The 11,211-nt window shown below is 76.9% G+C and carries 11 protein-coding genes; 10 read left to right on the forward strand and 1 reads right to left on the reverse strand.

Annotation, left to right across the window (positions count from 1 at the left end):
• The 10 genes from HLB09_RS08105 to HLB09_RS08150 all read left to right on the forward strand — a co-directional run.
• Window positions 1-1,064, forward strand: a 1,064-nt coding sequence (locus tag HLB09_RS08105) for an EAL domain-containing protein (RefSeq protein ID WP_171202886.1), incomplete at its 5' end; no start/stop codon positions are given.
• 45 nt (window positions 1,065-1,109) lie between these two features.
• A complete protein-coding gene (gene uvrC / locus HLB09_RS08110) occupies window positions 1,110-3,290 on the forward strand; it encodes an excinuclease ABC subunit UvrC (protein ID WP_171202887.1) in 2,181 nt (726 codons plus the stop codon).
• 41 nt (window positions 3,291-3,331) lie between these two features.
• The gene (gene rapZ / locus HLB09_RS08115; RefSeq protein ID WP_246234751.1) at window positions 3,332-4,306 is read left to right on the forward strand and encodes an RNase adapter RapZ; all 975 of its coding nucleotides are present in this window, start codon (window positions 3,332-3,334) and stop codon (window positions 4,304-4,306) included.
• Window positions 4,299-5,342: a gluconeogenesis factor YvcK family protein gene (locus HLB09_RS08120; RefSeq protein WP_171202888.1), complete on the forward strand. Its 1,044-nt coding sequence runs from the start codon at window positions 4,299-4,301 to the stop codon at window positions 5,340-5,342. The genes rapZ and HLB09_RS08120 overlap by 8 nt, the downstream gene beginning before the upstream one ends.
• Window positions 5,343-5,478: 136 nt before the next feature.
• Window positions 5,479-6,459 (forward strand): DNA-binding protein WhiA, encoded by a 981-nt coding sequence (gene whiA, locus HLB09_RS08125; RefSeq protein WP_171202889.1) that lies wholly within the window; start codon window positions 5,479-5,481, stop codon window positions 6,457-6,459.
• A gap of 305 nt (window positions 6,460-6,764) precedes the next feature.
• Window positions 6,765-7,769, forward strand: coding sequence for a type I glyceraldehyde-3-phosphate dehydrogenase (gap, locus tag HLB09_RS08130; protein WP_171202890.1), 1,005 nt, complete (start codon window positions 6,765-6,767; stop codon window positions 7,767-7,769).
• Window positions 7,766-8,983 (forward strand): phosphoglycerate kinase, encoded by a 1,218-nt coding sequence (locus HLB09_RS08135; RefSeq protein ID WP_171202891.1) that lies wholly within the window; start codon window positions 7,766-7,768, stop codon window positions 8,981-8,983. The genes gap and HLB09_RS08135 overlap by 4 nt, the downstream gene beginning before the upstream one ends.
• A 33-nt stretch (window positions 8,984-9,016) precedes the next feature.
• Window positions 9,017-9,790, forward strand: a complete 774-nt coding sequence (gene tpiA, locus HLB09_RS08140; protein ID WP_171202895.1) for a triose-phosphate isomerase — start codon at window positions 9,017-9,019, stop codon at window positions 9,788-9,790.
• Between the two features lie 165 nt (window positions 9,791-9,955).
• A complete protein-coding gene (gene secG, locus HLB09_RS08145) occupies window positions 9,956-10,207 on the forward strand; it encodes a preprotein translocase subunit SecG (RefSeq protein ID WP_171202896.1) in 252 nt (83 codons plus the stop codon).
• Between the two features lie 96 nt (window positions 10,208-10,303).
• On the forward strand, window positions 10,304-10,654 hold the full coding sequence (locus tag HLB09_RS08150) for an RNA polymerase-binding protein RbpA (protein WP_171202892.1): 351 nt from the start codon (window positions 10,304-10,306) through the stop codon (window positions 10,652-10,654).
• Between the two features lie 94 nt (window positions 10,655-10,748).
• On the opposite strand, the gene HLB09_RS08155 is transcribed toward HLB09_RS08150, so the two are convergent.
• Window positions 10,749-11,211, reverse strand: a 463-nt coding sequence (locus HLB09_RS08155; protein WP_171202893.1) for a 6-phosphogluconolactonase, incomplete at its 5' end; no start/stop codon positions are given.

The raw sequence follows: 11,211 nt of genomic DNA on the forward strand, positions 1-11,211 counted from the left end.
CGCCCGAGCTCCTGGCCGAGGCGACGACCGCCGTCACCGCGGCCAAGCGCGCCGGCGGCGACCGGACGGCGCTCTTCCGCGGCGAGGTCGCCGAGGGAGTGCGCCGTCGCGCCCTCGTCGAGCGGCGCCTGCGCGCGGCCCTGGCGGCCGACGCGCTGCACGTCGAGCTCCAGCCGCTCGTCCACCTCGCGAGCGGCCGCCTCAAGGGCTTCGAGGTGCTCGCCCGGTGGCAGGACGACGCGCTGGGCCGGGTCGGCCCCGACGAGTTCGTCGCCGTGGCCGAGGGCAGCGGCCTCGTGACGGCCCTCGGCCGCCACGCGCTGCGCCGGGGCCTGCACGCGCTGGTGGCCAGCGGCGCCGCCGCGCGCGGGCTCACCCTGTCGGTCAACGCCTCGCCGCTCGAGCTGCGCGACCCCGGCTACCCCGCCGCCGTCGCGGACGCCCTGGCCGAGGCGGGCGTGCCGGCGGCCTCGCTCGTCGTCGAGGTCACCGAGGGCGTGCCCGTGGCGCCGGGGGACCCGGCCCTGGGGACCATGGCCGCGCTGCGCGCCGCCGGCTGCCGGATCGCCCTGGACGACGTCGGGTCGGGCTACGCGTCGCTGACGTACCTCGCCCGGCTGCCGGTCGACGTCGTCAAGGTCGACCGGTCGCTCGTCGTCGCCCTGGGGGACCCGCGCAGCGCCCGGGTGCTCGAGGCCCTCGTGCGGCTCAGCCGCTCCCTCGGGCTCGTCGTCCTCGCCGAGGGCATCGAGCACGAGGCGCAGGTGCGGGCGCTGCTGCGCGCCGGGGCCACGCTGGGGCAGGGGTGGCTGTGGTCGCGGGCCCTGCCGGTGGACCACCTCGCCGACCTCGTCGCCCGCGACGCCGCGGCGCACCCCGGGCCGCCGCCCGACCTCCCGACCTCTCTGCTGCCGGTGGCCGCCCTGGCGGCCCCGTCCCCGGCCCTCGCGTCCCAGCCCGTCGCGTCCCAGCCCGTCGCGTCCCAGCCCGTCGCGTCCCAGCCCGCCGACGGGGTGCCGGTGCAGCGCGCCGCACGCCGGGAGGAGGCGGCGCCCGGGGCGTAGGTCGCCACGGTCGGGACCGTCGGACGCCCGACCTACCCTGGGCGTGTGGCTGACCCGTCCTCCTACCGCCCGCGACCGGGGGAGGTGCCCGACTCCCCGGGCGTCTACCGCTTCCGCGACGAGCACGGCCGCGTCATCTACGTCGGCAAGGCCCGGAGCCTGCGCCAGCGGCTCGCGTCCTACTTCCAGGACGTCGCGAACCTGCACCCGCGGACGCAGACGATGGTCACGACGGCCGCTTCGGTCGAGTGGACGACCGTCGCCACCGAGGTCGAGTCGCTGCAGCTCGAGTACTCCTGGATCAAGGAGTTCGACCCGCGCTTCAACGTCAAGTACCGCGACGACAAGTCCTACCCCTACCTCGCCATCACGATGGGTGAGCCGGTGCCGCGGGTCCAGGTGATGCGCGGCGCCAAGCGCAAGGGCACGCGGTACTTCGGGCCGTACACGCACGCGTGGGCGATCCGCGAGACCGTCGACCTCCTGCTGCGCGTCTTCCCCATCCGCAGCTGCTCGGCCGGCGTGCTCAAGCGCGCCGCCCAGGTCGGGCGCCCGTGCCTGCTCGGCTACATCGGCAAGTGCTCGGCCCCCTGCGTCGGGCGCATCAGCGAGGAGGACCACCGGGCGCTCGCCGAGGACTTCGCGTCCTTCATGGCGGGGGACACCAGCCGCTTCGTGCGCCGCCTCGAGGCGGAGATGCGCGAGGCCTCCGCGGACCTCGACTTCGAGCGGGCGGCCCGGCGCCGCGACGACCTCGGCGCCCTGCGCCGCGCCCTCGAGAAGAGCGCGGTCGTGCTGCCCGACGCCACCGACGCCGACGTCTTCGCCCTCGCCGAGGACGAGCTCGAGGCCGCCGTCCAGGTCTTCCACGTGCGCGGCGGGCGCATCCGCGGCCAGCGCGGGTGGGTCGTCGAGAAGGTCGAGGACGTCACGACCGCCGGCCTCGTCGAGCACCTGCTGCAGCAGGTGTACGGCGACGCCGACGCGGTGGCGGACGCCGCGGCCGGCGGCGCCGGGGGTGCGGCGGCGGGGGCGTCCCCCGGGGCCGTCCCGCGCGAGGTGCTCGTGCCGGTGGAGCCCGCCGACGCCGCCCAGGTCACCGCCTGGCTGTCGGGGCTGCGGGGCTCCGCGGTCGACGTCCGCGTGCCCCAGCGCGGCGACAAGCGCGCCCTGCTCGAGACCGTCGCCAAGAACGCCTCGCAGGCCCTCGCCCTGCACAAGACGCGGCGAGGGGGCGACCTCACGACCCGGAGCCTCGCCCTCCAGGAGCTCCAGGACGCGCTCGGCCTCGACGAGGCGCCCCTGCGGGTGGAGTGCTACGACGTCTCGAACCTCCAGGGGACCGAGGTCGTGGCCTCGATGGTCGTCTTCGAGGACGGCCTGCCGCGCAAGGGCGAGTACCGGCGCTTCGCCGTCCGCGGCGAGTCGGTGCGGGCCGGCGACGCGCAGGACGACACCGCCGCGATCCACGAGGTGATGCTGCGCCGCTTCCGCCGCCACCTCGCCGACGGCAGCCCGCCCGCCGGGTCGCCGCCCGACGAGGACGCGACCACCGCACCCCCCGGCGCGGCGGGCGCCGTGGTCGCGGGCGGTGAGGTCGCGGGCGGTGAGGTCGCGGACGGGGCGGCCGGGCACGCGCCGGTCGACCCCGAGTCCGGCCGGCCGCGGCGCTTCGCCTACCCGCCGCAGCTCGTCGTCGTCGACGGCGGCGCCCCCCAGGTCGCCGCCGCCGCGCGCGCCCTCGAGGAGCTGGGCGTGACGGACGTGGCGCTCTGCGGGCTGGCCAAGCGGCTCGAGGAGGTGTGGCTGCCGGGGGAGGAGTTCCCCGTCGTCCTGCCGCGCCAGAGCGAGGGCCTGTACCTCCTCCAGCGCGTGCGCGACGAGGCCCACCGCTTCGCCATCACGTACCACCGCCAACGGCGCAGCTCGTCGATGACCCGCAGCGCTCTCGACGACGTGCCCGGCCTCGGGCCCGCGCGCCGGACCGCCCTCCTCAAGCGCTTCGGCTCCCTCAAGCGGCTGCGCGCCGCGACGGTGGACGAGGTGTGCGAGGTCCCCGGCGTCGGGCCCGCGACGGCCCGCGCGGTGCTCGACGCCCTCGCGCCCGCGAGCACGACACCGGCGAACGGGGCCCCGGCGCCCCGCGACGGGCGGCGCGAGGACGAGGCGGCCGCGGAGGCGCCCCTGCGCGTCAACACGGCCACCGGCGAGCTGCTCGACGACTGAGGGCCGGTCCCGGCGGGGGGCGTCGACGCCGGGCGCCCGGCTTGGGAGGATCGCGGCGTGGACGCGACGCCCCCGCTCGACGACGACCCCGGCAGCGGGACCTGCGCGGCGGGGCGGGCGGCACCGGGGAGGGCGCTCCCCCGGGAGCGTCCGAGGGCAGCACCGAGGTCCTCGTCGTCACCGGCATGTCGGGCGCCGGGCGCTCGACGGTCGCGGACCGCCTGGAGGACCTCGGCTGGTACGTCGTCGACAACCTGCCGCCGCAGATGCTCTCCGCGCTCGCGGGGCTCGCCGCCCGCGCGCGGCGCGGGCTGCCCCGCGTGGCCGTCGTCCTCGACGTCCGCGGCCAGGAGTTCTTCCCCGAGGTGCAGTCCGCCCTCGAGGAGCTGCGCGACCGCGGGATCGTCGTGCGGGTGCTCTTCCTCGAGGCGTCCGACGAAGCGCTCGTGCGCCGCTTCGAGTCCGTCCGCCGGCCCCACCCCCTGCAGGGGGAGGGGCGGATCCTCGACGGCATCCGTGCCGAGCGGGACCTCGTCGCGGCCCTGCGCGGGGGCGCCGACCTGCTCGTCGACACGAGCTCCCTCAACGTGCACGAGCTCGGCGCCCGGGTCGGGGACGTCTTCGGGGAGGCGGGGCGGCCGCGCCTGCGGGTCACGGTCATGTCCTTCGGCTTCAAGTACGGGATCCCCGTCGACGCCGACCACGTCGCCGACGTCCGCTTCCTGCCCAACCCGTACTGGGAGCCGTCGCTGCGGGCGCAGACCGGGCGCGACGAGGGCGTCCGCGACTTCGTCCTGCGCCAGGAGGGCGCCGAGGAGTGGCTGGACCGCTACGTGGCGGCGCTCGAGCCCGTCGTCGCGGGCTACCGGCGCGAGCACCGCGGCTTCGTCACCGTCGCCGTCGGGTGCACGGGCGGCAAGCACCGGTCCGTCGCGCTCAGCGAGCAGCTCGCACGCCGGCTGTCCGGCGCCGACGTCCGCGCCCGCGTCGTCCACCGCGACCTCGGCCGTGAGTGAGGCGCCCCGGGGAGGCGCGGCGGCCGGGGGCCCGCCCTCGCCCTGGGCCGCTCCGGCGACGGCTCCGCGGACGCCGCCGTCCGGAGACGAGGGGTCGCCGGCCCCTCCGTCGGTCGTCGCGCTCGGCGGGGGGCACGGCCTGTCCGCCTCCCTGCAGGCCCTGCGCCACCTCACCGACCGCCTGACCGCCGTCGTCACGGTGGCCGACGACGGCGGCTCGAGCGGGCGGCTGCGCCGCGAGCTCGGGGTCCTGCCCCCGGGTGACCTCCGCATGGCCCTCGCCGCGCTCTGCGACGACGCCGACTGGGGGCGCACGTGGCGCGACGTCGTCCAACACCGCTTCGGCGGTGACGGCGAGCTCGGCGGCCACGCGGTCGGCAACCTCCTCATCGTCGCGCTCTGGGAGCTCCTGGGGGACCAGGTCGCCGGCCTCGACTGGGTGGCCCACCTCCTCGGCGCCCGCGGCCGCGTCCTGCCCATGTCCCTCGTGCCGCTCGACGTGGAGGGGGACGTCGTCCCGCCCGGTGGCGGCCCGGCGCGGGTGGTGCGCGGCCAGGTCGCGCTCGCGACCGCTGCCGGTCGCATCGGCGGCGTGCGCCTGCAGCCCCCGGACCCGCCCGCGTGCCCGGAGGCCGTGGAGGCCGTCGAGGAGGCCGACTGGGTCGTCCTCGGGCCCGGGTCCTGGTTCACGAGCGTCCTGCCCCACCTGTGCGTGCCCGAGCTCGCCGCCGCGCTGGTGCGCACGCGCGCCCGCCGGTGCGTCGTGCTCAACCTCACCTCCTCCCAGCAGGAGACGGCCGGGCTCACCGCGGCGGACCACCTCGGCGCCCTGGCCCGCCACGCGCCGGACCTGCGGGTCGACGCCGTGGTGGCCGACCCGCGCGCCGTCGGGGACCCGGAGCCCCTCGGGCGCCTGTGCACCGACCTCGGTGCCCAGCTCCTGCTGCGGCGGGTCGCGCGCTCGCGGCGCGACGACGTCCACGACCCCCTGCGGCTGGCGGCGGCCTTCCGCGACGCCTTCGAGCCGTCGGCGTGACGGGCGCCCGCGGCGGGGAGGGGCGCGTCCTCGGGCGCCGGGTCGACCGTGGTGGCGTCGACGGTGGTGGCGCCGTCGGTGACCGGCTCGTCGGTCGGCGGGTCGGAGGCCGGCGCGGCGGTGGGATGATGGCGCCATGGCACTGACGGCCCAGGTGAAGGACGAGCTCAGCCGCCTCCCCGTGACCCGGTCCTGCGACCGCAAGGCGGAGACGTCGGCCGTCCTGCGCTTCGCGGGCGGGCTCCACATCGTCTCGGGGCACGTCGTCGTGGAGGCCGAGCTCGACACGGGGGCGGCCGCGCGGCGGCTGCGCAAGGACATCACCGAGGTCTTCGGCGCCTCCTGCGACGTGCTCGTGCTGCAGCCCGGCGGGCTGCGGCGGGGCACCCGCTACGTCGTCCGCGTGGTGCGCGAGGGGGAGGCGCTGGCGCGCCAGACCGGGCTGCTCGACGGGCGCGGGCGCCCCGTGCGGGGCCTGCCGCCCCAGGTCGTCGGCGGGGCCACGTGCTGCGCCGAGGCCGCCTGGCGCGGTGCGTTCCTCGCCCACGGCTCCCTCACCGAGCCGGGCCGCAGCGCGGCGCTGGAGATCACCTGCCCGGGGCCCGAGGCGGCGCTGGCGCTCGTCGGCAGCGCCCGCCGGCTCGGGGTGGCCGCGAAGGCCCGCGAGGTGCGCGGCGTCGACCGCGTCGTCCTGCGCGACGGCGACGCCATCGGCGCCCTGCTCACGCGCCTCGGGGCGCACGACGCCGTCCTCGTGTGGGAGGAGCGGCGCATGCGCCGGGAGGTGCGCGCCACGGCCAACCGGCTCGCCAACTTCGACGACGCGAACCTGCGGCGCTCGGCCCGGGCGGCCGTCGCGGCCGGCGCGCGCGTGGAGCGGGCGCTGGAGATCCTCGGCGACGACGTGCCCGAGCACCTGCTCGTGGCCGGGCGCCTGCGCACCGAGCACCGCCAGGCGTCGCTGGAGGAGCTGGGCGCCATGGCCGACCCGGTCATGACGAAGGACGCCGTCGCCGGGCGCATCCGCCGCCTCCTCGCCATGGCGGACCGCCGTGCCGCCGAGCTGGGCGTGCCCGGGACCGAGTCGGGCCTTACCCCGGAGATGCTCGAGGTCTGAGCCGGGGCCCGCTCCCGCACGACCTCCGGGCCGACGTGCCGGGAGCCGGGCCCGGCGGTCCGGCGTCCAGCATGTGACCGGCGTCACACCTCGGGCCGCGCCGGGGGGTGGGGCGCGGGGCCGATCCCCTAGGGTCGGGGGCATCCCAGCGCTGCGGCGAGCACGTCCGACCACCTCCGGGCACCCCCGGGGACACCGCGAGGCCCCCGGGCCCGTCCGGGCAGGTCGGGGGCGCGCCGCAGCCGGCAGATCCGACCGCCCCGTCGGCCCGCCCACCGCGGGCCACCGACCCCAGGGAGACCGACGTGACCATCCGCGTGGGCATCAACGGCTTCGGCCGCATCGGCCGCAACTTCTTCCGCGCCGCGGCGGCGTCCGGCGCCGACGTCGAGGTCGTCGGCCTCAACGACCTCGGCGACAACGGCGTCCTCGCCCACCTGCTCAAGTACGACTCGATCCTCGGGGTCTTCCCGGGCGAGGTCACGGCCGACGCCGAGGGCATCACCGTCGACGGCCGCCGCATCCGCGTCATGTCCGAGCGCGACCCGAAGGACCTCGCCTGGGGCGAGCTCGGCGCGGACGTCGTCGTCGAGTCCACGGGCTTCTTCACCAAGGCCTCCGCGGCCCGCGCGCACGTCGACGCCGGCGCGAAGAAGGTCATCATCTCGGCGCCCGCCACCGACGAGGACGTCACCGTCGTCATGGGCGTCAACCACGAGCAGTACGACCCGTCGGCGCACACGATCATCTCCAACGCCTCCTGCACGACGAACTGCCTCGCGCCGATGGCCAAGGCCATCCACGACGCGTTCGAGATCAAGCAGGGCCTCATGACGACGGTCCACGCGTACACGGCCGACCAGAACCTCCAGGACGGCCCGCACAAGGACCTGCGCCGCGCCCGCGCCGCCGCGCTCAACATCGTCCCCACCTCGACCGGCGCGGCCAAGGCCATCGGCCTCGTGCTGCCCGAGCTCAAGGGCAAGCTCGACGGCTACGCGCTGCGCGTCCCGGTGCCCACGGGCTCGGCCACGGACCTCACCGTCACCGTGGGCCGCGAGACCTCCGTCGAGGAGGTCAACGCCGCCGTCAAGGCCGCCGCCGAGGGCGCCCTCGGCCCGTACCTGCGCTACAGCGAGGCGCCCATCGTCTCCTCCGACATCACGCAGGACCCGGCGTCGTGCATCTTCGACGCGCCCCTCACCAAGGTGATCGGGGACCAGGTCAAGGTCGTCGGCTGGTACGACAACGAGTGGGGCTACTCCAACCGCCTCGTCGACCTGGTCGGCCACGTCGGCTCCTCCCTGTGAGGACGGTCGAGGAGCTCGCCGCGCAGGTCGACGGCCTGCGCGGCAAGCGCGTCCTCGTCCGCAGCGACCTCAACGTCCCGCTCGCCGAGCGGGACGGGGTCCGCGAGATCACCGACGACGGTCGCGTCCGGGCCTCCCTGCCCACGTGGCAGCGGCTGCTCGACGAGGGCGCCCGGGTCGTGGTGTGCGCCCACCTCGGCCGGCCGAAGGGCGCGCCGGAGGAGCGGTACTCGCTGGCGCCCGTCGCCGAGCGGGTCCGCGAGCTGCTGCCCGGCGTCACCGTCCGCTTCGCCACCGACACGATGGGGGAGTCCGCGCAGGAGCAGGCCGCGGTTCTCGCCGACGGTGAGCTGCTGCTGCTCGAGAACCTCCGCTTCAACCCGGGGGAGACGAGCAAGGACGATGACGAGCGGGGCCGGTTCGCCCGCGACCTCGCCGACCTCGCCAGCGCCTACGTCGGCGACGGCTTCGGCGCCGTCCACCGCAGGCACGCCTCGGTCTACGACGTCCCGCGGCACCTGCCGTCGGCCGCCGGCGGCCTCGTGCTCGCCGAGGTCGAGGTGCTGCGGCGGCTGACGCAGGACCCGGCGCGGCCCTACGTCGTCGTCCTCGGCGGCTCGAAGGTCTCCGACAAGCTCGGCGTCATCGACGCCCTGCTCGGCACGGCCGACCGGATCCTCGTGGGCGGCGGGATGGTCTTCACCTTCCTCGCGGCGCAGGGCCACGACGTCGGCACGAGCCTGCTCGAGGCCGACCAGCTCGACACCGTGCGGGGGTACCTCACGACGGCGGCCGAGCGCGGCGTCGACGTGGTCCTGCCGACCGACGTCGTCGCGGCGACCGCCTTCTCGGCGGACGCCGAGCACGGCGTCGTCGCGGCCGACGCCATCCCGGCCGACCGCATGGGGCTCGACATCGGTCCGGAGTCCGCCACGGCCTTCGCCGCGGCGCTGGCCGACGCCGGCACCGTCTTCTGGAACGGCCCGATGGGCGTCTTCGAGATGGAGCCGTACGCGGCCGGCACCCGGGCCGTGGCCGAGGCCCTCGCGCGCTCCGACGCCTTCTCGGTCGTCGGGGGCGGCGACTCCGCGGCCGCGGTGCGGGCCCTCGGGCTCTCGGAGGACGACTTCGGGCACATCTCGACGGGCGGGGGGGCGAGCCTGGAGTACCTCCAGGGCGACGAGCTCCCCGGCCTGCAGGCGCTGGAGGGCTGACGCGTGGCGAGCACCACGAGCAGGACCCCGCTCATGGCGGGCAACTGGAAGATGAACCTCGACCACCTGCAGGCGGCGTCGACGCTGCAGAAGCTGGCGTGGACCCTGCAGGACGCCAAGCACGACGCCGCGAGCGTCGAGGTCGTCGTCCTGCCGCCGTTCACGGACCTGCGGACGGTGCAGACGCTCGTCGACGGCGACCGCCTGGAGCTGTCCTACGGCGCGCAGGACGTCTCGCCGCACGACAGCGGGGCCCACACCGGCGACGTCTCCGCGCCCATGCTGGCGCGGCTGGGCTGCCGGTACGTCGTCGTCGGGCACAGCGAGCGGCGCGACGACCACGGGGAGGGCGACGAGCTCGTCGCGGCCAAGGCCGCGGCGGCGCTGCGCCACGGCGTCACGCCGATCGTGTGCGTGGGGGAGGCGCTCGACGTCCGGCAGGCCGGTCGCCAGGTCGAGCACGTGCTCGCCCAGCTCGACGGCTCCCTCGCCGGCCTCGACGCCTCCGCCGTCGCAGGTCTCGTCGTCGCCTACGAGCCCGTGTGGGCCATCGGCACCGGCGAGGTCGCCACCCCGGCGGACGCCCAGGAGGTGTGCGGGGCGATCCGCGCGCGCCTGCGCGAGACGCACGGGGACGCGGCCGCCGACGGCGTGCGCGTCCTCTACGGGGGCTCGGTGAAGCCCTCCAACGTCGCGGCCGTCATGGCCGAGGACGACGTCGACGGCGCGCTCGTCGGCGGGGCCAGCCTCGACCCGGCGGACTTCGCCGCGATCGTCCGGTACCAGCACCACCACGGCGGCCGCTGAGCCGACCGCGCCGCCGTCGGCCGAGGTCGGCCGACGGCGGTGCGCCGTCCCGTACCCTGGGGCGCGCGCACGACCGCCCGGCACCCGCAGCGGCTCCAGGGGAGCGACAGCGGGTGCGCCCAGCACACCGCCGCACGGCGGGCACCACCCGCGAGGAGCCCCATGATCGACGTCCTGAGGATCGTGCTGCTGGTCCTCCTCGGCATCACCGGCCTCTTCCAGGTGCTGCTCGTGCTCCTGCACAAGGGCAAGGGCGGCGGCCTCTCGGGCATGTTCGGCGGCGGCATGTCGGCGAGCGTGGGCAGCTCGGGCGTCGCCGAGCGCAACCTCAACCGGCTGACGGTGGGCATGGCCCTGCTGTGGGCCGCGGTGGTCGTGCTGCTGGGCCTCGTCGAGCGCTTCGACCCGAGCATCTGACCAGCACCTGACGAGCAGGTGGACCGGCGGCGAGCCGCCGGCGGACCGGACGGACGAGCGCCCCGCGGGGCGCCCTGAGCACGAGGAGTGGGCCACGTGGCTGGAGGGAACGCGATCCGGGGCAGCCGGGTCGGCGCCGGACCGATGGGCGAGGCGGAGCGCGGCGAGAGCGCCCCGCGCGTCGTCATCTCCTACTGGTGCGCCAACGAGCACGAGACGCGGCCCAGCTTCGCGCAGGACTCCGGCGCGCCCGTGCCCGAGACCTGGGACTGCCCGCGCTGCGGGTTCCCCGCCGGCCAGGACCGCGCGAACCCGCCGCAGCCGCTGCGCAACGAGCCGTACAAGACGCACCTCGCGTACGTGAAGGAGCGCCGCAACGACGCCGACGGCGCGGCCATCCTCGAGGAGGCGCTCGAGTCGCTGCGGGCCCGCCGGCTGGTGCCCTGACCGTCACGAGCTGGACGCACGAGAGGGCCCGCTCCCCCCGGGGGGAGCGGGCCCTCTCGTGCGTGCGGCCCCGCAACTGACGGCGGGGACGGGGTCAGCCGCGCAGCTGCGAGGCCGCGGCCCGGTCGACGAGCCACCGCGTGGCGCGGCGGCCGCGGGCGGCCACGGCCGGCGTGCGCACGGCGTCCTCCTCGGGGTCGAGCCCCCGCGCGACAGCGGTCGCCTTGTCCTCGCCGGACACGACGAGCCACACCTCGGACGCCGCCCGCAGGGCGTCGGCGCCGAGGCTCAGGCGCAGCGGCGGGGGCTTGGGCGCGTCCTCCTCCACGACGACGGTCGCACCGCGGAGCCCCAGGGCGGGGCGCCCCGGGAAGAGCGAGGCGACGTGCCCGTCGGGGCCGACGCCGAGGAGGAGGACGTCGAAGACCGGCACCCCCGGGGCGGGCTCGCCGCCGGGTCCGAGGTCGTCCGCGTGCTCGGCGAGCTCGGCGGCGTAGCGCGCCGCCGCGTCGACGGCCGCCTCGGGACCGGCGCCGGCGTCGGCCGCCGGCATGGGG

Source organism: Pseudokineococcus marinus (genome assembly GCF_013004605.1).
Lineage (GTDB): Bacteria > Actinomycetota > Actinomycetes > Actinomycetales > Quadrisphaeraceae > Pseudokineococcus > Pseudokineococcus marinus.